29 protein-coding genes are annotated in these 26,358 nt (G+C 38.5%); 2 read left to right on the top strand and 27 right to left on the bottom strand.

All coding sequences use genetic code 11. From position 1 onward, the window contains the following. Window positions 1-28: 28 nt before the first annotated feature. Together ACRPLY_RS17555 and ACRPLY_RS17560 are read left to right on the top strand one after the other, a co-directional pair. A complete protein-coding gene (locus ACRPLY_RS17555) occupies window positions 29-742 on the top strand; it encodes a YqfQ family protein (RefSeq protein ID WP_223546251.1) in 714 nt (237 codons plus the stop codon). Between the two features lie 128 nt (window positions 743-870). After that, complete coding sequence (locus ACRPLY_RS17560) at window positions 871-1,821, top strand: 4-hydroxy-3-methylbut-2-enyl diphosphate reductase (protein ID WP_028411638.1); 951 nt, start codon at window positions 871-873, stop codon at window positions 1,819-1,821. 43 nt (window positions 1,822-1,864) lie between these two features. Here the strand turns inward: ACRPLY_RS17560 and ACRPLY_RS17565 are convergent, their stop codons facing one another. The 27 genes from ACRPLY_RS17565 to prmA all read right to left on the bottom strand — a co-directional run bounded on the left by ACRPLY_RS17565 (window position 1,865) and on the right by prmA (window position 26,357). After that, a complete protein-coding gene (locus ACRPLY_RS17565) occupies window positions 1,865-2,986 on the bottom strand; it encodes a Nif3-like dinuclear metal center hexameric protein (RefSeq protein WP_155007639.1) in 1,122 nt (373 codons plus the stop codon). Continuing rightward, window positions 2,983-3,687, bottom strand: coding sequence for a tRNA (adenine(22)-N(1))-methyltransferase (locus ACRPLY_RS17570; protein WP_154991833.1), 705 nt, complete (start codon window positions 3,685-3,687; stop codon window positions 2,983-2,985). The genes ACRPLY_RS17565 and ACRPLY_RS17570 overlap by 4 nt, the downstream gene beginning before the upstream one ends. A gap of 169 nt (window positions 3,688-3,856) precedes the next feature. Next, window positions 3,857-4,216: a cytochrome c550 gene (gene cccA / locus ACRPLY_RS17575; RefSeq protein ID WP_013059217.1), complete on the bottom strand. Its 360-nt coding sequence runs from the start codon at window positions 4,214-4,216 to the stop codon at window positions 3,857-3,859. A 131-nt stretch (window positions 4,217-4,347) separates the two neighbouring features. Beyond that, complete coding sequence (locus ACRPLY_RS17580) at window positions 4,348-5,487, bottom strand: acyl-CoA dehydrogenase family protein (RefSeq protein WP_028411642.1); 1,140 nt, start codon at window positions 5,485-5,487, stop codon at window positions 4,348-4,350. Between the two features lie 384 nt (window positions 5,488-5,871). Next, window positions 5,872-7,005, bottom strand: coding sequence for an RNA polymerase sigma factor RpoD (gene rpoD, locus ACRPLY_RS17585; RefSeq protein WP_013059219.1), 1,134 nt, complete (start codon window positions 7,003-7,005; stop codon window positions 5,872-5,874). A 65-nt stretch (window positions 7,006-7,070) separates the two neighbouring features. Beyond that, complete coding sequence (gene dnaG / locus ACRPLY_RS17590) at window positions 7,071-8,879, bottom strand: DNA primase (RefSeq protein ID WP_016765586.1); 1,809 nt, start codon at window positions 8,877-8,879, stop codon at window positions 7,071-7,073. Window positions 8,880-8,920: 41 nt separating this feature from the next. Beyond that, a complete protein-coding gene (locus ACRPLY_RS17595) occupies window positions 8,921-9,391 on the bottom strand; it encodes a YaiI/YqxD family protein (RefSeq protein WP_028411643.1) in 471 nt (156 codons plus the stop codon). Window positions 9,392-9,702: 311 nt separating this feature from the next. Then, window positions 9,703-10,506, bottom strand: a complete 804-nt coding sequence (locus tag ACRPLY_RS17600) for a pyruvate, water dikinase regulatory protein (RefSeq protein WP_014458195.1) — start codon at window positions 10,504-10,506, stop codon at window positions 9,703-9,705. Window positions 10,507-10,539: 33 nt separating this feature from the next. After that, window positions 10,540-11,178 carry a helix-turn-helix transcriptional regulator gene (locus ACRPLY_RS17605; RefSeq protein ID WP_025750542.1) on the bottom strand — a complete coding sequence of 213 codons (639 nt, stop codon included), beginning with the start codon at window positions 11,176-11,178 and terminating at the stop codon, window positions 10,540-10,542. 258 nt (window positions 11,179-11,436) lie between these two features. Beyond that, complete coding sequence (gene recO / locus ACRPLY_RS17610; protein ID WP_033579683.1) at window positions 11,437-12,201, bottom strand: DNA repair protein RecO; 765 nt, start codon at window positions 12,199-12,201, stop codon at window positions 11,437-11,439. Window positions 12,202-12,228: 27 nt separating this feature from the next. Next, the gene (locus ACRPLY_RS17615; protein ID WP_014458193.1) at window positions 12,229-12,372 is read right to left on the bottom strand and encodes a YqzL family protein; all 144 of its coding nucleotides are present in this window, start codon (window positions 12,370-12,372) and stop codon (window positions 12,229-12,231) included. 155 nt (window positions 12,373-12,527) lie between these two features. Continuing rightward, window positions 12,528-13,433 (bottom strand): GTPase Era, encoded by a 906-nt coding sequence (gene era / locus ACRPLY_RS17620; RefSeq protein ID WP_013059225.1) that lies wholly within the window; start codon window positions 13,431-13,433, stop codon window positions 12,528-12,530. Continuing rightward, window positions 13,426-13,824, bottom strand: a complete 399-nt coding sequence (locus ACRPLY_RS17625) for a cytidine deaminase (RefSeq protein ID WP_033579682.1) — start codon at window positions 13,822-13,824, stop codon at window positions 13,426-13,428. The genes era and ACRPLY_RS17625 overlap by 8 nt, the downstream gene beginning before the upstream one ends. Before the next feature lie 91 nt (window positions 13,825-13,915). Next, entirely contained in the window at window positions 13,916-14,287 is a 372-nt protein-coding gene (locus ACRPLY_RS17630) for a diacylglycerol kinase family protein (protein WP_016765589.1), read from the bottom strand. Beyond that, a complete protein-coding gene (gene ybeY, locus ACRPLY_RS17635; RefSeq protein WP_014458190.1) occupies window positions 14,271-14,741 on the bottom strand; it encodes an rRNA maturation RNase YbeY in 471 nt (156 codons plus the stop codon). The genes ACRPLY_RS17630 and ybeY overlap by 17 nt, the downstream gene beginning before the upstream one ends. After that, window positions 14,738-16,846, bottom strand: coding sequence for an HD family phosphohydrolase (locus ACRPLY_RS17640; protein WP_033579829.1), 2,109 nt, complete (start codon window positions 16,844-16,846; stop codon window positions 14,738-14,740). The genes ybeY and ACRPLY_RS17640 overlap by 4 nt, the downstream gene beginning before the upstream one ends. Before the next feature lie 62 nt (window positions 16,847-16,908). Continuing rightward, window positions 16,909-17,883, bottom strand: a complete 975-nt coding sequence (locus ACRPLY_RS17645) for a PhoH family protein (RefSeq protein ID WP_033579680.1) — start codon at window positions 17,881-17,883, stop codon at window positions 16,909-16,911. A gap of 3 nt (window positions 17,884-17,886) precedes the next feature. Beyond that, window positions 17,887-19,074 (bottom strand): sporulation protein YqfD, encoded by a 1,188-nt coding sequence (gene yqfD / locus ACRPLY_RS17650; RefSeq protein ID WP_028411649.1) that lies wholly within the window; start codon window positions 19,072-19,074, stop codon window positions 17,887-17,889. Between the two features lie 16 nt (window positions 19,075-19,090). Continuing rightward, on the bottom strand, window positions 19,091-19,375 hold the full coding sequence (gene yqfC, locus ACRPLY_RS17655; RefSeq protein ID WP_013059232.1) for a sporulation protein YqfC: 285 nt from the start codon (window positions 19,373-19,375) through the stop codon (window positions 19,091-19,093). A 59-nt stretch (window positions 19,376-19,434) separates the two neighbouring features. After that, window positions 19,435-19,896 (bottom strand): hypothetical protein, encoded by a 462-nt coding sequence (locus ACRPLY_RS17660; RefSeq protein ID WP_033579678.1) that lies wholly within the window; start codon window positions 19,894-19,896, stop codon window positions 19,435-19,437. Window positions 19,897-19,927: 31 nt separating this feature from the next. After that, on the bottom strand, window positions 19,928-20,911 hold the full coding sequence (gene floA / locus ACRPLY_RS17665; protein ID WP_028411651.1) for a flotillin-like protein FloA: 984 nt from the start codon (window positions 20,909-20,911) through the stop codon (window positions 19,928-19,930). Next, window positions 20,911-22,242 carry an NfeD family protein gene (locus ACRPLY_RS17670; protein WP_367077785.1) on the bottom strand — a complete coding sequence of 444 codons (1,332 nt, stop codon included), beginning with the start codon at window positions 22,240-22,242 and terminating at the stop codon, window positions 20,911-20,913. Before ACRPLY_RS17670 ends, floA begins: the two co-directional genes overlap by 1 nt. Window positions 22,243-22,420: 178 nt before the next feature. Continuing rightward, window positions 22,421-22,864, bottom strand: coding sequence for a GatB/YqeY domain-containing protein (locus ACRPLY_RS17675; RefSeq protein WP_013059236.1), 444 nt, complete (start codon window positions 22,862-22,864; stop codon window positions 22,421-22,423). 15 nt (window positions 22,865-22,879) lie between these two features. Further along, window positions 22,880-23,053 carry a 30S ribosomal protein S21 gene (rpsU, locus tag ACRPLY_RS17680; RefSeq protein ID WP_013059237.1) on the bottom strand — a complete coding sequence of 58 codons (174 nt, stop codon included), beginning with the start codon at window positions 23,051-23,053 and terminating at the stop codon, window positions 22,880-22,882. A gap of 226 nt (window positions 23,054-23,279) precedes the next feature. Continuing rightward, window positions 23,280-24,638 carry a tRNA (N(6)-L-threonylcarbamoyladenosine(37)-C(2))-methylthiotransferase MtaB gene (gene mtaB, locus ACRPLY_RS17685; protein WP_367077784.1) on the bottom strand — a complete coding sequence of 453 codons (1,359 nt, stop codon included), beginning with the start codon at window positions 24,636-24,638 and terminating at the stop codon, window positions 23,280-23,282. A 5-nt stretch (window positions 24,639-24,643) separates the two neighbouring features. After that, window positions 24,644-25,396, bottom strand: coding sequence for a 16S rRNA (uracil(1498)-N(3))-methyltransferase (locus ACRPLY_RS17690; protein ID WP_257041516.1), 753 nt, complete (start codon window positions 25,394-25,396; stop codon window positions 24,644-24,646). A gap of 19 nt (window positions 25,397-25,415) precedes the next feature. After that, window positions 25,416-26,357, bottom strand: coding sequence for a 50S ribosomal protein L11 methyltransferase (gene prmA / locus ACRPLY_RS17695; protein ID WP_257041515.1), 942 nt, complete (start codon window positions 26,355-26,357; stop codon window positions 25,416-25,418). Between the last annotated feature and the right edge of the window lies 1 nt (window position 26,358).

The raw sequence follows: 26,358 nt of genomic DNA on the forward strand, positions 1-26,358 counted from the left end.
TAAAAGAAAATCTACTTTACTAAAGGAGGTGCGTCCTTTGCTACAGCGAAGACCACCATTTCCACCCGGTATGCAAAGAAGAATGATGCCAGGAATGCCACCGCAAAACGGTTTTGGGCAACAACCTGGTAACTTTGGCCAATTTAATCCATTACAGCAGTTTCGTAACTTTGCCCAGCAAACAAATGCTCAACAATCATTTTACCCGAATCAGCAAGGCCTGAACCGTGGAGGAGGTAACTTCTTAACTCGCCTATTCCGAAGAGGCGGGAATAGAAACATCCCCTTTCAACAAGCAGCAGCTGCTGCTCCTCGAGGTTCTTTGTTTTCAGGCCTTTCAGGAGCCCAAGGTGCTGCAGGAGCGACCAACTCTTCTTCCCTGCTTGGAGGTTTGCAAGGTTTAACGAACCCTGCTAACTTAAGCTCCATGATGGGAAATGTTCAGCGAGTATTAAAAGCTGCGGAAACGATGGGACCTATGATTCAACAATACGGACCTCTTGTCAAAAATGCTCCTTCTCTATGGAAAATCTATCAAGCCCTGCGCTCAAGTGACGATACAGATGAAGTACTCGAAGCAGAAGGAACAGAGGTTGCTGAAACTGATGAAAGCAAAGACAGTAAGGTTTTGTCAACAGGCGCAGAAAGCACGGATTCATCTGATGATGAGCTGGATTTCTTCGAAGAAGAAATTGAACTTTCCTCTAGAGATCGAGTGTCTAAACCAAAACTTTATATTTGATAAATCTGCTAGTTCCGTAAGTAAAGACAGTAAGTAAAAAAAGAATATCTTTGTATTCTTCCTTCCTCTTTTATATAATAGAAGCGAGTTGAATTGCTCGTCAGGATTATGATGAGGAGGAAATTGAAATGAAAGTTATTAAAATCGCACCGCGCGGCTATTGTTATGGTGTAGTAGACGCAATGGTCATTGCACGAAACGCCGCTTTAGATAAATCATTGCCTCGACCAATCTATATCTTAGGAATGATTGTTCATAATAAACACGTTACAGATGCGTTTGAAGAGGACGGCATTATCACACTGGACGGTGCTAATCGCCTAGAAATCTTAGACCAAATAAATGAAGGAACCGTTATTTTTACGGCGCACGGAGTATCTCCAGAAGTAAAAGAACGAGCAAAAGAAAAAGGTTTAACAACAATCGATGCTACATGTCCGGATGTTACAAAAACCCACGACCTTATTCGCCAAAAAGAAAAAGAAGGTTATGACGTTATTTATATCGGAAAAAGAAATCATCCTGAGCCAGAAGGTGCACTTGGCATCGCACCAGATATCGTTCATTTAATTGAAAAAGCAGAAGACGTAGCCCATTTAAATATTCAACGTGAAAAAGTCATTGTAACCAATCAGACAACAATGAGTCAGTGGGACGTTGCAGATGTCATGGAAAAAGTAAAAGAAAAATATCCGCACGCTGAAGTTCACAAGGAAATTTGTTTAGCTACACAAGTTCGCCAAGAAGCTGTAGCTGAGCAAGCAGGTGAAGCAGATGTTACAATCGTAGTAGGAGATCCTAAAAGTAACAATTCAAACCGTCTAGCTCAAGTATCAATGGAGATTGCCGGCACTGAGGCATATCGCATCGGTGACATCTCAGAGCTTCAGATCGAATGGTTGATGAACGCGAAAACCGTAGCTGTTACGGCAGGCGCATCTACCCCTACTCCAATCACAAAAGAGGTCATCAATTTTCTAGATCAGTTCGATCCGGAAGATGAAACAACATGGACACGTGAAAAAAGTGTGCCTCTTTCAAAAATTTTACCAAAAGTTCGAACAAAAAAATCGTCTTAATAGACGCAAAAGAAGGTGTTGACATTCGTCAACACCTTCTTTGTTACATAAACGTAAATGGGTTTGTGTCTACTTTTGAATCAAATACTTCACACTCAAAGTTTTTCGCTTCAAAAAGACTGTTTAATACGCGTGTTACACCTTTTCTCATGACTTTTTCAACATGATGACCAGGATCTACAACGTTTAATCCCATTGCCATTGCATCATGCGCAACGTGGAAATACAAATCACCTGTTACATAGGCATCTGCTCCGCTAAATTTTGCGTTTGTAATATATTTGTTTCCGTCTCCGCCAAGAACAGCTACTTTTTTCACAGTGGCATCCATAGACCCTACTACTCTGACACCATCTACATCCAATGCTTGTTTAACGTGATCGGCAAACTGTTTTAACGTCATCTCTTCTTTTAACTTACCAATTCGTCCAAGTCCAAGCGTTTCGCCCGTTTGTTCCACTGGATAAATGTCATAGGCTACTTCTTCGTAAGGATGAGCACTGAGCATGGCACGAATAATTTTATTTTGTTGACCCGCTTCAAAAATAGTTTCAACTTTTGTTTCATTGACACGTTCTAGCTCTCCTTTTGAGCCAATGTATGGATTGGCTTCTGAAGAAGGTTTAAATGTGCCTTCGCCTTCTGTTGAAAACGTACAGTCGCTGTAAAGGCCAACATGTCCAGCTCCCGCATCACAAATAGCTGTGCGCACTGCTTCAGCGTCATTTGAAGGAACAAATACAGCTAGCTTTTTCAATTGAATCGACGTTGTCGGAACCAGCACTTTTGTCTCTTGTAGCCCCAACGCTTCGGCTAACAAGTCATTTACTCCGCCTTTAGCTATATCTAAGTTTGTATGAGCAGCATATACGGCAATATCATGCTTAATGCATTTCTCCAAAATACGTCCTTCAGGACGATCTGTAACCACTTGTTTTAGAGGTCTAAAAATAGGAGGATGATGAGCAATAATTAAATCCACTTGTTTTTCAATTGCTTCGTCTACGACCGTTTCAAGAACATCTAACGTTACCATTACTTTTTTTACAGGCTTGTTTAACGTTCCAATCTGTAAACCAATTTTATCTCCTTCAACCGCTAAATGCTTGGGAGAAAATGATTCAAATGCCTCAATTACTTGAAATCCGTTAGGGATTTTACTCATTTTAACGCCTCCTCAATTAATGAGATGTCTTGGGTAAGTTTTTGAAGTTTTGCTTTGCTTTCCTCTGACTGAGCCTGTTCCATTTGACTGACAATTTGTTTAAGATGATTTAGTTCATGCGTCCACTTTGTCATAAAAGCAGAAGAGCGCTTTTCTTTTAAAATAGGGCCCATTAACACACCGGCTTCCACTTCCCCGTTATACGGAGCTAAAGGGTTTCCAGGTTCAGCGACGATGACTTCATACATACGACCGTCTTCTTCGATGATTTTTTCATCAATGATTTCCCAGTTGTGTTGAATCAGCCAGCTGCGAATATGATGTGAACCAATATTTGGCTGAAGCACAAGTCTTTTTACTCCTTCTAATTTTGCCTTTCCTTCTTCTAAAATCATCGTAATAAGCGTTCCGCCCATTCCGCAGATTGTAATACAGTCTACTTCATTCGGCGATATTACTTCTAGGCCGTTTCCTTTTCGAACATCAATAACATCCGTTAAGCTTGTTTTTTTCACCTGCTGAATAGCCGATTGCAGGGGACCTTCTGTAATTTCACCTGCTACAGCGCCGCTAATATATCCATTTAAATAAGCAAAACATGGCAAATACGCATGATCTGAGCCAATGTCTGCTATCTTTGCTCCCAAAGGAATCGACTTTACTACTTCTTCAAGTCTTGCTGATAAGTTTAATTCATTCATTTTGTCACCTATTCTCTATGTGATTACTGTTCATTATTTTAACATAGATAGCTGCATGATTCCTATTTCTCTTCATGTTTTCCTTCTAGCTGAATGCGTATAAAAACATCATAAAAAAAAAGCCTGCTTTATAAATGAGCGGCTTTCCAGAAAATCATGTTTCTGAACTCTATTTAATTTCGGATACCCATTTAGCCATTTCCTTCGCTTTTTCCGGAGGAACCAGCCCCGGCGGCATGTTTCCTTTACCGTTTACAACAATATCTGCAATTTCGTCTTGAGAAACTTTTTTCCCAATTCCTTTTAACGAAGGACCTACTCCACCTTGATACTGATCGCCGTGACAACCAATACAAGTTTTTTGATAAATTTCTTCTGGTTTAGCTGAAGCCTGCTGTTCCGCGCCACCGCCTTCTTTTTCAGCCGCGATTTCTTTTGCATTGTTCAATCCGTTGAACGAAAGCGTTAACATTAAAGCAATCCCGATTACCGCAATTAATAAAAATGGTATTAGCGGATTTCGCTTCACTCACTATACCCCCTTTATGTATTCCCATCCCTAGAAATAACAAAATAGTATAAGCACTTTTATTTTACTTGAAAATGCTCATAAGTGAAAGGGTTTTATTTACATAATTAACTAATTTCTTATTGCTTATCTTAACAGCCAATTTGCCTTGCAATAACAGAGCGCTGAATTTCCGAAGTTCCTTCTCCAATTTCTAAAAGCTTGGCATCCCGTAAATACCGCTCCACGTGATACTCTTTCATGTAGCCGTATCCTCCATGAATCTGCACAGCTTGACTGGCTACTTCCATACAAATTTCAGAAGCATACAGTTTACACATAGCTGCTTCTTTCGTAAATGGCTTTCCTTGGTCTTTTAACCACGCTGCTTTATACACCATATTTCTTGCTAACTCAATTTTCATGGCCATATCAGCTAATTTAAACTGAATCGCTTGAAACGATGAAATAGCTTTCCCAAACTGCTTTCTTTCCTGCGCATATGACAGTGCTTTTTCATAAGCCGCTTGAGCGATTCCAACGGCCATTGCCCCAATTCCAATTCTTCCCCCGTCAAGCGTCATTAGAAATTGTTTGAATCCTTCTCCTCTTACACCGAGTAAATTCTCTTCAGGCACTTCAACATCCTCTAAAACGAGTTCAGTTGTATTTGAAGCATGTAGACCCATTTTCTCGTAATTGTCTATTACAGTAAAACCTCGAGCTTCTGTAGGCACGATAATAGCTGAAATTTCTTTTTTACCTTCTGTACGGTTTGTAACAGCTGTTAAAGCTAAAAACTTTGCATAGCTGGCATTCGTAATATAGCATTTACTTCCATTAATCCTAAATGTTCCATCCTTCAACACTGCTTCGGTCTCCGTTCCCCCCGCGTCACTTCCTGCGTTCGGTTCGGTTAAACCAAACGCTCCAAAAGATTCCCCGGAGCATAAAGCAGGTAGGTACTGTTCTTTTTGCTCCTTTGTTCCGAATAAATAAATAGGTGCCCCCCCGAGCGAAACATGAGCTGAGTATGTAATTCCTGTAGAGCCACAAGCTTTACTTAACTCCTCTACGACAATAGCAAAACTAACCGTATCTGCGCCTCCGCCACCATACTCTTCAGGAAAAGGAAGGCCCATTACACCAAGCTCACTTAACTTTTTAAAAACATCAAGCGGAAATTGCTTACTTCGATCGCGCTCTAGTGCATTTGGTGCTACTTCAGCTTCTGAAAATTCTCTCAGCGTCCGTTGAATCATCTTTTGTTCATTGGTTAATTCATAATTCATTTTTATTCCCCCTAAAAATGTATACGCTTACATTATCTAATTATAATTCATTTTTGTAAATTTTCTCAACTTTTAAAACGTTTTAATTTTTTCATGTTATAATAGAGGAGTATTCATCAAGGCAAGAATAAAATGAGAGCGATTCCATTTTTTTCGGATGTTTAAATGAAATTTGAACATCTTACGCTTCTATAACAAAAGAATATAAAGGAGCATTTGCAAAACGAAGGACAATTCAGTAAAATATATGAAAGAAGAAAAGTTGGTAAAAAAATCAATATACTCCTTTAAAATGCGTTTTCATGAAATTTATTCCATAAAAAAACAGACAGCCTCTTTCCGCAGGGAAAGAAGCTATCTCATAAGCGCTATTTACGCTTTTATCTATTCTAAGAAATCTTTTAAACGTTTGCTTCGACTAGGGTGACGAAGCTTGCGAAGCGCTTTAGCTTCAATTTGACGAATACGCTCACGCGTTACGCCAAATACTTTTCCTACTTCTTCAAGCGTACGCGTACGCCCATCGTCCAGACCAAAGCGGAGTCTAAGAACATTTTCTTCGCGATCTGTTAACGTATCAAGGACGTCTTCTAACTGCTCTTTTAATAATTCATATGCAGCATGTTCAGAAGGTGATGTTGCATCCTGGTCTTCAATGAAGTCACCTAAATGAGAATCATCTTCCTCACCAATTGGCGTTTCAAGAGAAACCGGCTCTTGGGCAATTTTTAAGATTTCACGAACTTTTTCTGGTGTTAAGTCCATATCTTCTGCAATTTCTTCAGGAGATGGTTCGCGACCTAAATCTTGTAGAAGCTGACGTTGAACACGAATTAGTTTGTTAATCGTTTCAACCATATGAACAGGGATACGAATCGTTCTTGCTTGGTCAGCAATCGCACGAGTAATAGCTTGACGAATCCACCATGTCGCATACGTACTGAATTTATAACCTTTGCGATAATCAAATTTTTCTACCGCTTTAATAAGACCCATGTTTCCTTCTTGAATTAAATCAAGAAACAGCATACCGCGTCCAACATAGCGTTTAGCGATACTTACCACAAGACGTAAGTTTGCTTCAGCAAGACGACGTTTCGCTTCTTCATCGCCTTCTTCAATACGTTTTGCTAAATTGATTTCTTCCTCTGCCGACAATAAGTCAACGCGTCCGATTTCTTTTAAGTACATACGAACTGGATCATTAATTTTCACACCAGGAGGTACACTTAAATCATTTAAATCAAACTCTTCTTCTTTTGACAGTTCTTGAATATCGGGATCGGCATCGTCATCATTTGCTTCAGATTCACTCATTACTTCAACACCTTGTTCTCCAAGGTATTCATAATATTCATCCATTTGATCGGATTCAATTTCGAAGTTCGCCATACGCTCTGCAATTTCTTCGTATGTTAGCACACCACGTTTTTTTCCGATTTCGGTCAATTGATCTTTTACTTGTTCAATTGTTAAATCTGAATCAAGTTGTTTTGATTGAGCTGATTTTTCAGCCATCAGATCCCCTCCTTCCAAAATTTTAAGGAAAACCTTCTAAAAGTGGGACTAATACGCAACATCGTTTATTTTAACGTTTTTTTCAACTGTAAAATTTCCATTGCTATTGTCGCAGCTTTTAAATAATCTTTTTGACGCTCTGCTTCTTGCTTTTCTGCTTCTTTTTTTTCTATCGCTACCCTTTGTGGATAAATCAATATCGTTTGGATATAATCATTCAAAGCTTGCTCCGACAATTCATCATTGATTGACATCATCGCCAATTCTGAAGCTAGACTAGACAACGAAGATTCGGGCAACCGCTCAATAAATCCGCTCGGATTAGGCTCGTGTCCTTCCTCGTAATAGGCATACAAATATAGAACAAGCGCACGATGTTCTTCGACATTGAACTGACCTTGAAGTCGGTCTTGAATTCTAAATGCTACATCCTTATCTTTCAACATATGAGCGATCAAAAAACGTTCTGCATTTTGATAAGCCGGTAATAAGCTTCTCTTTACGACTGGTTGTCTATTTATATTATTTCGATTTGGAGAATCATTATCCTTTTTCTTTTTTTCCGTTCGATACACTTGATACTGCTGTTCTTTAAGCGCATCTAATGAAATGGAAAACTCTTGTGCCAATTGGCGTAAATAATGATCTCGCTCTACAGCTTTTGTAAGGAGGCTTATTTCTTTCAAAACGTCTTCAATGTATTGCATACGTTCAGATTCATTTTGTAGATTTCGCTTTCGGCGGAGATACCTCATTTGAAATGCCATAAAGGTCAAGCTGCTATTAATAACATCATTTTGAAACTTCTCTGCCCCGTATTCTTTAATATAATCATCCGGGTCATAACCATCCGGCATCACAGCAATCTTAACGGTACAACCCACATTTGTTAAGATAGCAGTTGCTTTGTGCGCTGCTTCAATTCCAGCAGAATCTGCATCATAGCAAATGATAACGGACTCTACATTTCGGCGAATAATTTTGGCTTGTTCTTCTGTTAAGGCAGTTCCCATTGTTGCAATTGCGTTTGGGCACCCCGCTTTAACAGCTGAAATAACATCTGCAAATCCTTCAAATAAAATAACCTGCTGATTTTTGCGTATATGTTTTTTAGCGCGGTGAAAGTTGTAGAGTGTGCGACTTTTGTTAAAAATAGAAGTTTCGGGACTGTTTAAATATTTAGGCTGCCCTTTTATCTCTTTTAGCAGGCGCCCTGAAAATGCAATTGTTTTGCCTTGCAAGTCAGCAATAGGAAACATAATTCGATCGCGAAAACGATCAAAGTACGTTTCATCTTGGTTGCGTTTAATGATTAAACCTGCATGTTCCATCTCTTGCGGATTAAACCCACGTTTTGTTAAGAACTTACTTACAAATTCCCACGAATCTAAAGCAAAACCTATCTCAAATTCATCGATAATTTCTCGTGAAAACCCTCGATTTATTAAATAATCATAAGCATCTTGGCCTTCTTTTGTATTTACCAATAAATGATGGTAAAATTTCTTTAAAAGCTCGTGTGCTTCAATCATTTTATTGCTAGGCTTTTGATTATCTTCTTCATGAGGATGTATCTCATGTTCAAAAGGAATGTCTCCTTTTTCAGCAAGCTGCTGAGCTGCTTCCGTGAAGGACAGTCCTTCTAATTCCATTATGAATGAAAATGAATTCCCTCCTGCACCGCATCCAAAGCAATGATAAATTTGTTTATCAGGCGATACTGAAAAAGATGGTGTGCTTTCCCCATGAAACGGACAGAGTCCAAAATAATTGCGCCCTTGTTTTTTTAGTTGTACATAATCGCTTATGACGTCGACAATATCTACTGAATGCCGAATACGGTCGATTACTTCATCAGGAATTCGATTTGCCATAGTAACAGCTCCGTATTTCATATAATATTCTTCACTAAGTGCTAAATTCCTGCAAGTTTCGACAACATTTTTTCAAAAGCTTGAATGAAATGCTGGCGATCTTCTTCACTAAATGCCTTTGGGCCTTTAGTATGACGCCCTGACCGTCGCTCTTTTGCAGAAACATAGCGAAAGAAAAGCACCGTATTCATTTCGTCGTCATTATAGTACTTTCCACGAGGAGACAGTGCGTAAACCCCTCGACTTACTAACATGCTTGCTAAGCCAGTATCTTGAGTTACGACAATATCCTGCTTGGCTGCGTGATTTAAAATATATAAATCTGCGGCTTCCTTTTCTGCATCTACATAGACCCATTTTCCTGGTGTAGGATTTGTTTGCATGTGAGCATAGGAAGCAACAAACACAAGCTCGATGTCATATGTATGTGTAAGTTCAACGATTTCTGCTTTAACAGGGCATGCATCAGCATCGACAAAAACTTTACTTTTTCTTTTGCTATAACTCTGTATTCTACATCCCTCCAGAGATTCCTTCTAACAATTTGTTATTTCCTGTAGATGGCATTTGTCGAATACTTTTTTGGATTTTGACTTGACTTTTATATAAATAGTTTATTCGTTCTTAACAAAGTCTAAACCTAAAACTATTCTTTTTTATCACAATTTTTTATTATAATATAAACAACCTATATTTTCTATACCAAAGTCACTTGTTTTTAAAAGTTCTGTCATATTCATCTTTGGTATATTTTCTTAGGCTTACAGCATACAAACATAAGAAAGCAATCTCCTTTCTGTCACGCACAGAGGAGATTCATCGTTTATTTCTTTTTGATGGTATTGAGAATGATACCAGCTGTTTCTTCTACGGCTCTGTTGGATACATCAACCACTTCACAGCCAATCTTATCTACAATTCCTTGGAAGAATTCAAGTTCTTCTTTAATACGGCCAATATTAGCATAAATTGCTTTATCGTTTAGCCCAAGAGACTTTAAACGCTCTTTACGAATATCGTTTAATTTTTCAGGACTGATAGTAAGCCCTATACACTTCTCAGGTGATACGTGAAACAGCTCTTCTGGTGGATCTACCTCAGGTACAATCGGAACGTTGGCTACTTTCAAACGCTTGTGTGCTAAAAACTGAGAAAGAGGTGTTTTAGATGTTCTTGATACACCGATTAATACGATATCCGCTCTAAGAATGCCTCTTGGATCACGCCCATCATCATATTTCACTGCAAATTCAATCGCTTCTACTTTCTTAAAATAATCTTCGTCTAACTTTCTAGCCATTCCAGGCTCATAGCGAGGAGAAAGTTGATAAGAAGATTGAATTTTATCAATTAAAGGTCCAATAATATCAAATACCTCTACCCCGTTTTTGGACGCTTCTTGAATTAAAAATTCTCTCATTTCGGGCTTTACTAGCGTAAAGCCAATAATAGCGTTGTTCAACTTCGCTACTGAAACCACTTCTGAAAGTGTTGCAATGTCCTCTACGTAAGGTACTCTTTTAATTACAAAGTCCGTCATATTGAACTGACTTGATGCAGCCTTTACAACTAGTTCAGCTGTCTCACCTACAGAATCCGAAATGACATAAAGACATGGGTTGTTCATATTTTGTGCATCCCCTTTTTAATCCTTTTTCACTTATAATACTTCATCATTTGCTAGTGCTACTAGTAATTTTGTAATATTTGTTTTGGTAATGCGTCCCACCACTTCAAAATTGCCGTCTCCCTCTTTAATAACGGGCATAGCATCAATCTGTTTTTCAATTAAGATCTTAGCAATATCAATTAACAAATCTTCGCGATAACAATATGTAATGTTGGGCATTCTTGTCATGATAATATGAACAGGAATAGATGTGAGCTCTTGCTTTCCGATACTCGCGCGCAATAAATCTTTACGCGACAGTACTCCCACTAGCTGTGATTTCTCATCCACTACAAAAAGGGTCCCCACGTCTTCTAGAAACATTGTACAAATAGCATCATATACCGACACATTTTCGTTCACGACTACAGGGATAGACTGATATTCTTGCACCTGTATTTTTTTTATTTTATCTGTAAGAAGCTGTGCTCCTGTTTTACCTGTGTAAAAGTAACCTACGCGCGGTCGCGCTTCTAGATAACCAGCCATTGTTAAAATAGCCAAGTCCGGTCTTAGCGTGGCCCGCGTAAGGCTAAGCTGATCTGCAATATGCTCGCCTGTAATAGGGCCTTCGTCTTTGACAATTTGTAAAATTTGTTCTTGTCGTTTGTTCAGTTCGATTGTACTCACCACCTAATCATTAAATGTGACATACTATTTATAAAACATTATATACTTTTTAAGCAAAAGTAAAAGCTATAACTTATTAATTTTAGCATTTTATCTTTTTAGAATGCCGTTTATTTTACCATGGCTTCTCAAAAAAAGCAGACATTACGCTTACAATAAGCGAAACTATCCCTTCGCTCCACAGTAAAAAGGGTGTCCTCTACACACTACGAGGCACCCTAGCGACAGCAATTCCTTGCATATCACTGATTATCTTTTCTATTTCTTATCAGAGAGCGATTGTTTTAAAGACTCCATCTGATTCAAAAACCGCTTTGTTTTTAAAAACAATCCTGAATATTCTTCATAATATTGATCAATTACAAACTTTAATTGTTTTTTTGTTTCGGGTTTAACAGAAATAGAACCTAACCGCTTTAAATCAATGTAATAAAATAGCCTTAATAGTTTAACCGTCATCGGACTAATTTTCAAATGATAAGGATCTTTTTCTAAGCATCGATGACAAATAAACCCGCCTTCTCGAATGGAAAAATGAAATGTTCCTTCACCTTGATGGCAGACTGCACATTCATTTAATGTAGGATGAAGACCTAGAACGTTTAACATTTTCATTTCATAAATAAATGTTAAGATCTCTGCATCATACTCTTCGTTCATATAATGAATGGTTTGGTGCAGCAGTTCAAATAGAAATGGATTTGGTTTATTGTTCTCAGTAGCTTTATCTGTTAATTCAAGAATATAAGAAGCATACGCTGTTGTGAAGATATCTTCGCGTATGCTTCTCATAGATGAGATAACTTCTCCTTGATGGAGAGTACCCATTCCTGAACCTGCTTGTATAAAAAAGTATCCATACGTAAATAATTGTGTGACGGAAGCTAAGCGACTACTGGGCTTTTTTGCCCCTCTTGCCATAAGACCCACTTTTCCGAGTTCACGTGAATAAATGGTGACAATTTTATTTGATTCACCGTAATCATTCGTTCGAATGACAATTCCTTCGCACTTTTTAAACAATCATCATCACCGCCATCTTACAGAAGGCTAAGACAAGGGAGAATTGAGACTTTCGCTGTTGTCCTCATATGTTTCGGGTCTTTCTTTCACTTCATTTTCAAGTTCCTTAAAAATGAGATAAGTATCAATGCTACCTGTTTGTGAAAAAATGTTCCAAGTAAAATTCAACATAGAACTCCCACCTTTCTAACCATAAAGATCAGATACATATTTCAATTCCTTATGTTTAGAATAGCCTTCCGACGTAAAATCATGTAACACAATTTTTTACAAATTACCTTCTTTTATGAAGGGGTATAAATCGACGCCAACAAGAACTCAAATGATTAATATTCGTCTTCTCTAAATCCAAAGTCACGGAGATGCGACGCTCGGTTTCGCCAATCTTTTTGCACTTTTACCCATAGTTCTAAAAATACTTTTGAACCTAAAAGAGCTTCAATGTCTGCTCTTGCTTTTCTTCCTACCTCTTTTAACATCTTTCCTTGCTTTCCAATTACGATGCCTTTTTGTGAATCTCTTTCGACGATAATTGTAGCGCCGACGTAAACAGCGCCATTATCTCGTCTTTGCATAGAATCCATCACAACGGCAATAGAATGAGGTATTTCTTCCCTCGTTGCATGCAGTACTTTTTCACGAATTAATTCCGTAATAATAAAGCGCTCTGGGTGATCTGTTACCTGATCTGCCGGGTAATACTGCGGACCTTCCGGCAATCGCTGCTTGATTTGATCAAGCAAGCGCTCCACGTTATTTCCTTGTAAAGCTGAAATTGGCACAATTTCAGCGAAAGGATATAAGTCTTTATAATTCGTGATAATTGAAAACAATTCGTCTGGATGAATTTCATCAATTTTATTAATCACAAGGAAAACAGGCGTTTTTGTATCTTTTAAACGCTCGATAATAAATTCATCGCCTCGACCTAAACCCTCTGTTGCGTTAATCATAAATAAAATTAAATCTACTTCTTTAAGCGTATTTTGCGCTACCTTCATCATAAAGTCGCCTAATTTATGCTTTGGTTTGTGAATTCCTGGTGTATCAATAAACACAATTTGCGCCTGATCTTCCGTGTACACACCCTGAATTTTATTTCTAGTTGTTTGCGGTTTGTCACTCATAATCGCAATCTTTTGACCGATTACTCGGTTCAAAAAAGTTGATTTCCCTACGTTTGGTCTTCCAATAATTGAAACAAAACCTGACTTAAATTCATTATTACTCATGTAAATCCTCCGATGAAAATGCTCCTGGAAGTAATTCTTCCACAGTTAGTTCTTGTATGTTATTTTTTAAATTGGTTAATATAACTTTCATTTCTTTTGGACAAAGCTCAGAGATTACTTGTCTGCATGCTCCACACGGAGAAACAGGACGATCAGTATCAGCTACTACAGCAAGTGCTGCATACTCTTTATCTCCTTCTGAATAGGCTTTAAATAAAGCCGTACGCTCAGCACAATTGCACATGCTATAAGCCGCATTTTCAATATTGCAGCCGCGATAAACCTTTCCATCTTTCGTCAATAAAGCTGCACCAACTTTAAATTTTGAATACGGTACATAAGCCATTTCACGAGCTTTTTTCGCCTCATCAATCAGTCCGGTCTTATCCATTTATCCGCTCTCCTTTTGCGCTTCTACATGTCTTTTAACTTGTCCTTTTTTATTATACCACGGGGGTGTAAAGAACCAAAAAGAATCCTTTTTAAAACAAATACTTTAAGAAAATAATTCCTCCTATAAGGACAGCAAAACACGCATAGACCAACACCGCTGCTGCGGCTGCATCTTTTGCGTGTTTTGCTAGTATGTGATATTCAGGAGAAACTAAATCGACAACTTTTTCCACCGCTGTATTCATTAACTCTAAGCTGAACATGCCTGCAATGAGAAGCAGCACAACCGTCCATTCACCAGCTGTAATTGACAGCACGGCTCCTAAGAGAAGGACGATGAAAGAAGCTGCTACGTGAATTTGCATATTTCTCTGTGTTTTACAAACATAGAGAAACCCCTCTATTGCATAACCAAAGCTACTGACAACTTTAGCTATCCCTTTTTTATCGCGAGAGTCCATATTGTTCTAAAATATCTTTTTGACGTGTAAACATCTCTTTTTCATCTTCTGATGTTTCATGGTCATACCCAAGCAAGTGCAAGAAACCGTGAACCGTCAAGAATCCTAGCTCCCTCATAAACGAGTGATTGTATTCTTCTGCTTGCTCATGAGCTTTTGGAATCGAAATGACAATGTCCCCTAGGACCCTTGGCATCTCATCTCCGATAATTTGCATTTCATCTTCGCCCATTTCTTCTAGCGCAAACGATATTACATCCGTTGGCTGATTTTTATGGCGGTATTGATGATTGATTTCTTGAATTCGGTCATTATCCACAAATGTAACGGATACTTCTGCATCCTCTTGCAGATTTTCATATATAGCAGCAGCTTCAAGCAGCTGCTCAAGCTCTTTTTGCTGTTCTTCACTCACTTCGTTTGTTTCATCAATAAAATCAATAACTAAACTCATACCTTCACCTTCTCTTTTTTTATCTCTGGATATTCGATTCGGGAATGAAAAATCCCATTTAAAGTTTCACATAGTGCTTGGCGAATTAACTCTAGCTCTTTGAGCGTTACGTTACACTCGCTAAGCTGCTCATCCTGCAAGCGGTCTTTAATAATATTTCGCACCAAGTTCTCAATTTTTTCCGGAGTCGGATTGGACATTGACCTTACGGCTGCTTCTACACTATCAGCTATGCAAATAACCGCTGCTTCTTTCGACTGAGGCTTTGGTCCAGGATAGCGATATTCTTTTTCATCAATTTTTTCTTCTGTTTGTTCAAGTGCCTTATGATAGAAAAACTTAAGCAGGGTCGTTCCGTGATGCTGCTCTGCAATATCTACAATCTCTTTTGGAAACTTGTGATTTCGCAAAATGGTCGCTCCATCTGTAGCATGTGCGATTATAATATTTTTACTAGTCTTCGGACTTAGTTTATCATGCGGATTGGTAATATTCATTTGATTTTCAATAAAATACTGCGGTCGCTTCGTTTTACCAATATCGTGGTAATAAGCCCCCACTCTCGCTAATAAACCGTTAGCTCCTATCGTTTCGCACGCCGCTTCAGATAAGTTTGCCACCATTACACTGTGATGATACGTTCCCGGTGTTTCGGTTAAGATTTTACGTAATAGCGGATGATTAGGACTCGATAATTCAATCAGCTTCATCGTAGATAAAATGCCAAATCCACTTTCAAAAAACGGAAGCAAACCTATAGTTAAAACGGAAGCAATAACACCAGATGCAATTGACATCATACTGTAATAGCCAAGCTCTACAGTGCCAATTTGGCCATTTTTAATAAAAATAATAGCAAAGCTGATAATTACGTTTACCATAGCCACAAATAGACCTGCCTGCAAAATCCGTGAACGCCTGTGCTGCCTGCTTAAAAATAAAATAGCAGCAATATTGCTAATTAAAAAGTAGATCCCGATGTTCATATTAAACGAGGTTGTCAATTCACCATTAAAAATAATGCTTCCACAAATAGCAAATACAATGCTTGATAAAATAGCAATGCGTTCATCCATTAAAATTCGAATCAGCAAACCTCCCACTGCAACAGGAGCTAAGAAACCTATTTCCGATAAATCAATTTGCTGAAACACGCTTAAGATTTTCATGAGGCCAATCGTAATGGTTGCTACCAATACATACAACAACAAGGGCTGATATGTCTTGGTGTGAAATTCACGCAAATAGTAAATGAGGCCCGCTATCATCATCACAATCAGCAAAGCTAATCCCGCAAAAGGCTGAATAGATCCTTTATTATTCAACAATCCCGCGAGCTGGAGCTGACGATATATATCAGGATTAATAAGCTGATTTTCTTCTACAATAATCTGACCTTGTTTAATTCGAACAGGCTCCACTTTTTCCACAGCTGCTTGACGGTTTTCAGCTGTTTTTTGGGGATCATAAATCACATTTGGAATGATAGCGAATTTAGCAATTGCATTCATTGAATCCTTTAGGGAGTTGCTGACATTGGTGTAAACAAGCTGACCTTCTACCTGGTCTTTTTTCTCTTCTACATCGCTAATCTTCACTTGATCTTTCATCACATGATGAACGGCTGTAACTACAGCGTCTTTCGCAATCGATAAATCACTGTTAGAAGACTGAAGCAGCTGCTTGATGGTATCCTTTGGCAAGTTTTTTTGAATGTCTTCAGGAAGCTTGTCCTCTAACATTTTTTGTTTGGTTTTTAATACGGCATCGATACTGTCATCTTCATGATCTTCTTTTTCATATTCTGTATTAACTTCCATCATCGCATCAAAAATAGATGCAACAAGATCGACTTGGTTCTGTGCGTATTCTGTTTTTTGTGTATACACATCTTCAACGGCTTGTTCTGCCTCTGCCCGTTTTTTCTCTGTGCTCTCTTTATCTTCAATGGTAACGGGTGAGTAAATGGTTTGCGGGGAAATAGACAATAGTCTGAGATCTAATTCCTGCGGCTTTACATTGCTATACATAGACGCAAACATCATTATACCTAACAAGGCATATAACCCAATTTGAATTAACCGTAATCGCTCGATCTGTGCCATTGTTTGCTTGATTATCCGAAACGTTGACACAAACGTACCCCCTTTACAAAAAATAGACCCTATTAAGAAAGGGTCTTTTGGTCAGCTTGTTCGTACGCTTGAATGATGCGTCCCACAAGTGGATGGCGCACAACATCTGACTGTTCTAGATGAACAAACGAAATACCTTTAACATTGGTCAGGATTTTCGAGACAGCCGCTAGACCAGACTGAGCTCCTTTTGGTAAATCAATTTGTGAAATATCTCCTGTAATCACCATTTTAGACCCAAATCCTAGTCGTGTTAAAAACATCTTCATTTGCGCCATCGTGGTGTTTTGTGCTTCGTCTAAGATAACAAACGCATCATCTAGTGTACGACCTCGCATGTAAGCAAGGGGTGCTATTTCAATAACTCCGCGTTCGATTAGGCGTTGCGTATGTTCTGTTCCTAATACATCATGTAATGCATCGTACAGAGGCCGCAAGTACGGATCCACTTTTTCTTTCAAATCTCCTGGCAAGAAGCCAAGACTTTCACCTGCTTCAACAGCAGGACGTGTTAAAATAATACGCTGTACGTGACCATTTTTAAGAGCATTAACGGCCATGACAACGGCTAAATACGTTTTACCGGTACCAGCAGGCCCAATTCCAAATACCAAATCATTTTTCTTAATAGCAGAAATGTAGTGACTTTGTCCTAATGTCTTAACACGAATAGTCTTACCTTTTACGTTTTTACCAATCTCTTCTTCATATACATCTTCAAAAAACTCGAGAGAATTTTTCTTAGCTAATTGAATCGCATACACAACATCTCGTTCAGATATGGAAATATTTTTGCGGATAATGTTCAGTAACTTTTTAAGCATTTCTTCCACTAGCTGAACATTTTCTGTACTTCCGGAGACTACAACAGTCTCACCTCTTGAAATGATCGAGACCTGCATTTCTTCTTCAATTCGCTTTAAATTCGCATCTTGTACGCCAAATAATGAAATGGCTTCGTTTGAATCATCAAGTTGTACGTTAATTGTTACTAGCTGTTCTGACATTCATCAATCTCCTTGAATAATTGGTTGAGTGTTCGCAATATTTTCTATAACTTGGTAATGTATTGATAATCTAACTTTACCATTGTCCTGTTCTTGGTGCAAAACTTTTTCACCTTTTATTTTAGCATCCTCACCTAAAGTTGATAGTAATTTTTTTCGACCGATTTCCAAAGCTTTTTCCACCGCCTCTTGTTTAGAATAGACGCGCTGCGAATTCTGTTCTTCTCGTACAGCAACTTTCTCATACGACAGAGGTAATTTCCATTTAAAAAAATAGAGTGGATGCTCCACTTTTTCTGTCACCTTTGAGCCGTATTTCTCTTTGTTAAAAGCCCAAAGAGGCATTTTAAAAGCTTGAAAATCTAAATAGTGCTTCGTATATCCATTACCCGTTAATACTTGAAAATCAGTTTTTAGAGGCACTTCCACCTCAGACTTATACCATGTTTCACCGTAGACTTTTCCTTTAGCAGCTACTACTTTTTTATTTTTTTCGTTTCCAATAATACCGGAAACTAAGACCTCGCCTTCGTTGACAAAATCATTAACCTTGACTAAAGGTTGTCCTTTTTCGACAAACAAATTCGTAATAATAGCTTTCTTTTTAGCAATTAAATGTTGGTAAGGTGTTTTTTGCTGAGGCTTGGGCTCATTTTTTTCAACCACTTGGAAGTGATAAGAAGTGCCGCGCACTTCTACTCCCACCCAGGTAATATTGTTCATATTATCCGTTAAATAGCGCTGAATTTTTTCAGGACTCTCTAACAGAAATTGAAACTCTCCTCTTTTTACACCTATTTTGGCCAGCTGCTTCGTCATTTGATGTTCTGTTTGTGGTTCTGCACCGCTAATTTCCACTTTCCACACCATGTTGGAAAGCAAACCAAGAATAATAAAAAAAGAAAGAAAACCTAAAGCAAATCCACTATTTTTAATCACTCGTTTTGTTAAAAAAGGAAAACCTCGGCCTCTTATAAAATAAATTTTACAGTCTGCGTTGCGAATTAGTATACGAATTTTCTTTACATCTTTCAATAATATCGTTGCTGTCGCTAGCTGACCGTCAACTTTATGGACATTCGAAATCATAATCTGTTGTCTCACACAATTATTTAAAAAACGTTCAATTCCTTTTCCAACAATTCGAATACGTACGGTACCAATAACAAAGTTTGTCCATCCATTCTTCATTTTTTTCCTCCTTGTGTTATTGTTCTAAATAAAGAACTTGATTGATTTTACCTTCTAAAACCAGTTCTTCTGGCAGTATTACTTTAATGACCAGTCCTTCACCTCGAATTAACATTTGTCCCTGTTTTAGTAACACGCGTATTTCAGTATCAGAAAAGGCTAATAAACCTTTATGATTTTCAATATAAATGTGTATTTGTCCAACTAACGTAATACGGGGAAGATCCATTAATACATCAGCGGGTAGTTCCATTGTTTTTGTCATCCATCTTTTCATTTGGTGTCTCCACTTTTTGCTCATAAAAAGAACCCCCTTTCATCTCATGTTTATGAGAAAGGGGGTTAATGTATCACATCTATTTATCGTTTATATTTACGTTGTTTCGATTTTGGCGGCCCTAGAATTTCGGACCATATCACTCCTTGAACAGCTTCTTTACGAGAAATGGGCTTAAAAACGTTTTTCTCATCAGTTATTTTTGGTTTTTCAACTGCGATTTTCTTTTGAATAGAAGGTTCATGATACGAACGGTTTTTTAGCTCTTCCAGTTTTTCTTGCAAAGGATTTGTTTCCGCTGAAGGAACAGTTTCTGGCTCCATACGAGCTGTTTTTGGCTCTTCTTTGACAGGGCGATATCTAGGTCTTTCCCGCCTTGAAGGATTGTTTACAGGAGGCATAGGAGCTCTTTTAGAACGCTGCTGTTCTTCCTCTTTTGACTGAGCCATAAAACGCTGCACAACGTTAAAAATAATCCCTCCAATGATGACAAAAATGAAAGCATTATTAATAATTAGTTTAATAAGCGTTTCAACGATATTCATTAGGAGAAAACCTCCTTGTTAAACTGATTCATTATTTCTCATCGTCTTCTTTAGACATTTTTCCAATTGAATCACGCATATCCGTATCAGCAGTCAAGTTTTGAATATTCATATAATCCATGACGCCAATATTGCCAGAGCGCAGTGCTTCTGCCATCGCTAATGGTACTTCTGCTTCTGCTTCTACTACTTTTGCACGCATTTCTTCTACTTTTGCACGCATTTCTTGTTCTTGAGCAACGGCCATAGCACGACGTTCTTCGGCTTTTGCTTGGGCAATATTTTTATCTGCTTCTGCTTGGTCTGTTTGAAGAACTGCCCCAATATTTTTACCAATGTCGATATCAGCAATATCAATGGATAAGATTTCAAACGCTGTTCCGGAATCCAACCCTTTTCCTAAAACCGTTTGAGAGATCATATCAGGGTTTTCCAATACTTTTTTGTGATCTTTTTGTGAACCGATTGTAGAAACAATCCCCTCGCCAACACGGGCAATAATCGTTTCTTCTCCAGCTCCCCCTACTAGTCGATCAATGTTTGCACGAACGGTAATTCGGGCTTTTGCTTTGACTTCGATTCCATCCATAGCCACCCCTGCAATAAAAGGTGTTTCAATAACTTTTGGATTAACGCTCATTTGTACAGCTTCTAGCACATCACGGCCCGCTAAGTCGATAGCTGCTCCGCGCTCAAATGTTAACTCAATATTTGCTCGGTGCGCTGCAATCAACGCATTTACCACGCGGTCCACGTTACCGCCTGCTAAATAGTGGCTTTCTAATTGATTAATGGTAATACCTAAACCGGCTTTGCTTGCTTTAATTAACGGGTTTACAACGCGAGATGGTATCACTCGACGAAGTCTCATTCCGACCAGTGTGAAAATACTAATACGAACGCCTGCTGCTAATGCTGAGATCCATAACATAATCGGTACAAAAGTGAAAAAAACAGCTAAAGCAATAATTGCTAGGCCAATAACTACAAAAAACAATACGCTACCTGCTTCCATTAATTAAGGTCCTCCTTTTTCAAAGGCTCTGTGAGCTTCCGCACCACAACCCTTGATCCCTCTACTTTTATAATATTTACTAACACATCTTTGTCTAAATATCCGCCTTCAGTGACTACATCCACATACTCTTCATCGATGAGCACGGTGCCTGAAGGACGCAGCGGTGTTGTTGTTTTACCTTGTTTTCCTATTAATTCATACCGATTTTGATTCGATACATAACCAGATTCGGTATTAAGTGAATCATTAAGCACCATTTTTTTGAAAGGTGTAAGCTTTCTTTTAAAAAATTTCATCATCACAAACGCACCTCCCAGTGCCACCACTATTGCAATTACAAGAGAAATTCCCATTTCGACATTATTATCTGTTGACATAAAAAAACTTAAAATGATAGCTCCAAGCCCTAGCAGCCCTAAAACGCCGCCTGGCACTACAATCTCTAATAGAAGCAGTATAATTCCTGCTATAAATAAAACGAGGGCTTCCATTCCTGCTAATCCTGCTACCATATGACCATAGAAAAATAAAAGAAGTGAAGCTACTCCAATCGAGCCCGCAATACCAAATGAAGGCGTAAACAATTCAATTACAATTCCTAAAGCACCAATAGATAATAAAATGGGAACAACAAGCGGATGGGTAAGAAAACGAGCAATTTGTTCACTTACACTCATTTTTGCATACGTCAGTTTAGCATCTTCATAGCCAAGCACGCTCAGGAGATTATCTAAATTTTTTACAGTTCCTTCTGAATAACCAACTTGCTCGGCTTGCTTCGGAGTTAGCGTCAACAATTCGTTTCCTTTTAAGTTGAGCTCAGGTATGACCATCTTTGTGTTTGCCATCGCTTCTGCATATTTAGGGTTTCGGTTATTTTGTTCTGCTGCGCTCTTCATAGCCGATAACCAGTAGGACTGAGCTTTTTTTCCTGCTGCATTTCCCTGTTGGTCAATCACAGCTGCCGATCCCATTGTAGAACCGGGTGTCATATAAATTTGATCGGCGTTAAGTGCAATATACGCTCCGGCCGATAATGCTTTTTTGTCGACAAAAGCAGCGGTAGGAATAGGTGTTGAGGTTAAGCTTTTAGCTATTTCAGAAGCTGCATCTACAGCTCCTCCAGGAGTATCTATGTCCAATATAATCAAATCTGCACCGTCATTTTCCGCATCTTCAATGGATCTGTTTAAAAAAGAAAGCAGTCCATTTTCTACCGTTTTATTGACAGGAATAACGTGTACATGCTTCACGTCAGCGGTGCTAATAGTGGGGAATAACCCAGTGGCTAAAATAAGAAAGCACACGAAAGAAAATAAGGTTTTCACCGAATACACTTCCCTCCTTCCATAGATAGTATGAGTATGTATCTGTATATACGAATAACTTTAACAATAGTTTCAAATTTTTTAAAATTTATCTATTTTATTCTTTGCACTAGAGAAACAAAACATGCGTTCGTATATTATCTATATAAAAAACACCTTACACAAGGTAAGGTGTTTTTTATGATAAGTGTTGAAGGACAAGCTTATTAACAAGAGAGCCATCCGCTTTGCCTTTTACTTTCGGCATAAGCGCTCCCATAACTTTCCCCATATCAGCTTTAGAGGAAGACTGCGTTTCTTCAATCGTCGTTTTAATAATTTCAGATAACTCTTCTTCAGTTAGCTGTTTAGGAGCGTAAACTTCTAAAACCGCTAATTCAGAATGAATTTTATCAACAAGATCTTGACGACCTGCTTTCTCAAATTCATGGAGGGAGTCTTTACGTTGTTTGAATTCGCGAGAAATAACCGTCAACTCGTCTGCTTCAGTTAGGTCAGTGCCTAACTTAATGGCTTCGTTTTGAAGAGATGCTTTGACCATACGAATGACCCCAAGCTTCTCTTTCTCTTTGTTTTTCATCGCTTGTTTCATATCACTATTTAAACGCTCGAGAAGACTCATAAATCCACCCTCTTATTAGAACTTGCGTTTTCTAGCAGCTTCAGATTTCTTCTTACGCTTTACGCTAGGCTTTTCATAGAATTCGCGCTTTCTTGCTTCTTGTAACGTACCAGTTTTTGAAACTGAACGTTTGAAGCGACGAAGAGCATCTTCAAGCGATTCGTTTTTACGAACAACTGTTCTTGACATTCTAATTCCCTCCCTCCGAACAAAACCACTAACATCATAATGAAATGACATGTTAGACATGTCTTTTGCAATTATAATATAATGATTCCTTAAGGTCAACCGCTTTACATAAAGTAATGCAGTTATTCCCCCTTTATTTTATGAACTTTCTTGATAAAACATTACTCGCTCAGCTGTTTTATACGTATGAAAAAAGCTGCGCAAACACGCAGCTTTCCAATAAGTGTTATGAGCTCATTTTCACCTGATCTTGAAGATGAACCTCATCTAGCACGCGAACAAACTCACCTTCATTATAAGGATATCCAGCTTTTGAAATTTTCACTTTTACAAGCTTTCCAACCATTTCTTCTGAAGCTTTAAACACTACCTTTAAGTAGTTATCAGTATATCCTACATATAAACCACTTTCAGGATCTTCTTTATATTTTTCTTCCGGAATTACTTCCAGTACTTCTCCTTCAAACGTTGAAGCATATTTTTTTGCCAATTGGTTTGAAAGTTCGATTAAACGGTGCACACGTTGATTTTTTACTTCTTCATCAATCTGGTCGGTCATACGAGCTGCTGGCGTACCTGTACGTTTAGAATACGGGAATACGTGAAGCTCTGAAAAACCGTGCTCTTTAATAAAGTTATACGTCTCCATAAACTCTTCTTCTGTCTCACCTGGGAACCCGACAATCACATCTGATGTAATCGCTAATCCAGGAAGAGCTTCTTTCAGACGGTTTAAGCGCTCGCCAAAGAACTCCATTGTATACTTACGACGCATGCGCTTCAATACCGTATTTGAACCTGATTGAAGAGGGATATGCAAATGACGTACAACCATTTCTGACTGATCTAGTACCTCTATCACTTCGTCCGTAATTTGACTAGCTTCAATTGACGAAATACGAATGCGTTTTAATCCTTTTACTTGAGACTCTAAATCACGAAGAAGCTGGGCAAGATTGTAATCTTTCATGTCTTCTCCGTATCCGCCAGTGTGAATACCTGTTAACACGATTTCTTTATAGCCTGCATCCACTAGCTGCTGTGCTTGTGCTACTACTTCTTTAGGATCACGAGATCGCATTAAACCGCGTGCCCATGGAATAATACAGAATGTACAGAAGTTGTTACAGCCTTCTTGAATTTTTAACGAAGCACGCGTACGGTCTGTAAATGCCGGTACATCTAGCTCTTCATATACGCGTGTTTTCATAATGTTTCCTACACCGTTAATCGGCTGACGCTCTTTTTTAAATTGTTCAATATAATCAAGCATCTTAACACGATCTTGTGTACCTACTACGATATCAACACCAGGAATGGCCATAATTTCAGCTGGCGAAGTTTGAGCATAACATCCAGTTACACAAATAACCGCATCTGGATTTTTTCGCACAGCTCTGCGAATAACTTGACGGCTCTTTTTATCTCCTGTATTTGTTACCGTACATGTATTAATTACATATACATCGGCAGTTTGTTCATATTCAACACGCTCATAGCCTTGGCCTTTGAACAATTGCCAAATTGCTTCTGTTTCATAGTGATTTACTTTACACCCTAGCGTGTGAAAAGCAACTGTTGACATAATCGTCACCTCATTAACTCAGTTTGATAAGATATAGCAGACAGCGCATATAAAGGAGCTGTTTCTGCTCGTAAAATCCGCGGACCAAATCCGCTTATTGTAAATTCATTTTCTTCTAATACTTCTACTTCCTGCTCGGTCAAACCACCCTCGGGGCCTACAACCACAAGCACGGAATTTCCGGGTTTTAAGGCTGAAAGAACAGCATGCAGATGAGATGTTTCTCCTTGCTTTGCTCTTTCTTCATAGGCTACAACTTTATGAGTATAGTCACCGCTAATTTCTACTAGTTTCTTAAAAGAAATTGGGGCTTCTACTGCTGGTACAATCGTACGATGAGATTGTTCTGCAGCCTCTTTAGCAATCTTATTCCAGCGATCTACTTTTTTTTGGCTCTTTTTATCATCCCATTTAACAACTGAACGAGCCGCAATAAAAGGGATAAACCTATACGCCCCAAGTTCTGTCCCTTTTTGGATAATAAGCTCGAGCTTATCCCCTTTAGGCAGACCGTTCACAATTGTAACATGGACTGGAAGCTCTTTTTCTTCGCTTATCCATTCTATAATAGATGCTTTCACTTCGTTAGCGGAAATATTTTCAATTTCACACAAAGCAGCTTGCCCCTGTTCATTACAGGCAATAAACTGTGATCCTTCATTCATTCTCATGACGCGTGAGATATGATGGGCATCATCTTGTGTCACTGTGACATTTTGCTCTTGAAATTGATCATTTGACAGAAAATAACGTTGCATCTTGACACCTTCTCACTTGTTAAGCTTGTTTTTGCGCAATAATTGCTACCCAGTCTTCCATAAGCGTTACTTCTTGAATAACAAAGCCCGCTTCCGTTAACGCTTTTTTGACATCTTCTTTTTTCGCACTAATAATACCTGATGTAATGAACATGCCTCCTGGCTTTAATACCTTTGCAGCATCGTCTACAAAACGAACGATTACCTCAGCTAGAATATTCGCCACAACAATGTCAACCGGCCCTTCTATGCCTTGCAATAAGTTGTTTTGACCTACTGTTACGATATTTCCAACTTGATTCAGTTCAATATTTTCGCGGGCAGAACGTACGGCTACTTCATCAAGATCTAGAGCTTGTACATTACTTGCTCCTAACAGGGCTGCGCCAATACTTAGCACTCCTGAGCCTGTACCCACGTCAATAACGGTATCTCCTGCTTTCACTGTTCTTTCCAATGCTTGAAGAGACATAACCGTCGTTGGATGCGTACCTGTACCAAAAGCCATTCCGGGATCAAGCTCGATAATCAATTCATCTGTGCTTACTTTTTCATAGTTTTCCCAAGTTGGTACAATCGTAAAACGCTCTGAAATTTTCACAGGGTGGTAATATTTTTTCCAAGCAGTGGCCCACTCTTCCTCGTTCACTTCACTGATCGTAACTTTGTTAGCTCCTAAATCAAAGTCGTAAACAAGCAGTCCATTAATTTCTTTTTTGATACCATCCACAGTTTCTGCTAAAAAGCTGTTAACTGGAAGGTATGCTTTAATCACTACACCTTCCTCTGGGTAGTCTTCTACGTTTAAATCATAGATTTCACCAAAAGTTGTATCTCTGTCCTTCACTAAATCAGCAGGATCTTCAATGACTACCCCGCTAGCTCCTGATTCATGTAAAATATGAGAGATGGGTTCAATTGCTTCTTGCGCTGTATGAATACAAATTTCAGACCATTTCATT

The organism is Priestia sp. TGN 0903 (assembly GCF_050846855.1).
GTDB lineage: Bacteria > Bacillota > Bacilli > Bacillales > Bacillaceae_H > Priestia > Priestia zanthoxyli.

What these genes read in the sequence shown, in the direction of transcription:
- ACRPLY_RS17570 (WP_154991833.1), bottom strand. Translation starts at nt 3,687, where the DNA reads ATGAATGAATTAAACTTATCAGCAAGACTTGAAGAAGTAGTAAAGTCG.
- ACRPLY_RS17690 (WP_257041516.1), bottom strand. Translation starts at nt 25,396, where the DNA reads ATGCAACGTTATTTTCTGTCAAATGATCAATTTCAAGAGCAAAATGTC.
- ACRPLY_RS17560 (WP_028411638.1), top strand. Translation starts at nt 871, where the DNA reads ATGAAAGTTATTAAAATCGCACCGCGCGGCTATTGTTATGGTGTAGTA.
- ACRPLY_RS17565 (WP_155007639.1), bottom strand. Translation starts at nt 2,986, where the DNA reads ATGAGTAAAATCCCTAACGGATTTCAAGTAATTGAGGCATTTGAATCA.
- ACRPLY_RS17615 (WP_014458193.1), bottom strand. Translation starts at nt 12,372, where the DNA reads ATGTTGAATTTTACTTGGAACATTTTTTCACAAACAGGTAGCATTGAT.
- ACRPLY_RS17580 (WP_028411642.1), bottom strand. Translation starts at nt 5,487, where the DNA reads ATGAATTATGAATTAACCAATGAACAAAAGATGATTCAACGGACGCTG.
- yqfC (WP_013059232.1), bottom strand. Translation starts at nt 19,375, where the DNA reads ATGAGCAAAAAGTGGAGACACCAAATGAAAAGATGGATGACAAAAACA.
- ACRPLY_RS17600 (WP_014458195.1), bottom strand. Translation starts at nt 10,506, where the DNA reads ATGAACAACCCATGTCTTTATGTCATTTCGGATTCTGTAGGTGAGACA.
- ACRPLY_RS17645 (WP_033579680.1), bottom strand. Translation starts at nt 17,883, where the DNA reads ATGTCAGAACAGCTAGTAACAATTAACGTACAACTTGATGATTCAAAC.
- prmA (WP_257041515.1), bottom strand. Translation starts at nt 26,357, where the DNA reads ATGAAATGGTCTGAAATTTGTATTCATACAGCGCAAGAAGCAATTGAA.
- ACRPLY_RS17630 (WP_016765589.1), bottom strand. Translation starts at nt 14,287, where the DNA reads ATGGACTCTCGCGATAAAAAAGGGATAGCTAAAGTTGTCAGTAGCTTT.
- ACRPLY_RS17660 (WP_033579678.1), bottom strand. Translation starts at nt 19,896, where the DNA reads ATGAATATCGTTGAAACGCTTATTAAACTAATTATTAATAATGCTTTC.
- yqfD (WP_028411649.1), bottom strand. Translation starts at nt 19,074, where the DNA reads ATGAAGAATGGATGGACAAACTTTGTTATTGGTACCGTACGTATTCGA.
- rpsU (WP_013059237.1), bottom strand. Translation starts at nt 23,053, where the DNA reads ATGTCAAGAACAGTTGTTCGTAAAAACGAATCGCTTGAAGATGCTCTT.
- floA (WP_028411651.1), bottom strand. Translation starts at nt 20,911, where the DNA reads ATGGAAGCAGGTAGCGTATTGTTTTTTGTAGTTATTGGCCTAGCAATT.
- era (WP_013059225.1), bottom strand. Translation starts at nt 13,433, where the DNA reads ATGAGTAATAATGAATTTAAGTCAGGTTTTGTTTCAATTATTGGAAGA.
- dnaG (WP_016765586.1), bottom strand. Translation starts at nt 8,879, where the DNA reads ATGGCAAATCGAATTCCTGATGAAGTAATCGACCGTATTCGGCATTCA.
- ACRPLY_RS17625 (WP_033579682.1), bottom strand. Translation starts at nt 13,824, where the DNA reads ATGGATAAGACCGGACTGATTGATGAGGCGAAAAAAGCTCGTGAAATG.
- rpoD (WP_013059219.1), bottom strand. Translation starts at nt 7,005, where the DNA reads ATGGCTGAAAAATCAGCTCAATCAAAACAACTTGATTCAGATTTAACA.
- ybeY (WP_014458190.1), bottom strand. Translation starts at nt 14,741, where the DNA reads ATGAGTTTAGTTATTGATTTTATTGATGAAACAAACGAAGTGAGTGAA.
- mtaB (WP_367077784.1), bottom strand. Translation starts at nt 24,638, where the DNA reads ATGTCAACAGTTGCTTTTCACACGCTAGGGTGTAAAGTAAATCACTAT.
- ACRPLY_RS17675 (WP_013059236.1), bottom strand. Translation starts at nt 22,864, where the DNA reads ATGAGTCTTCTCGAGCGTTTAAATAGTGATATGAAACAAGCGATGAAA.
- ACRPLY_RS17640 (WP_033579829.1), bottom strand. Translation starts at nt 16,846, where the DNA reads ATGGCACAGATCGAGCGATTACGGTTAATTCAAATTGGGTTATATGCC.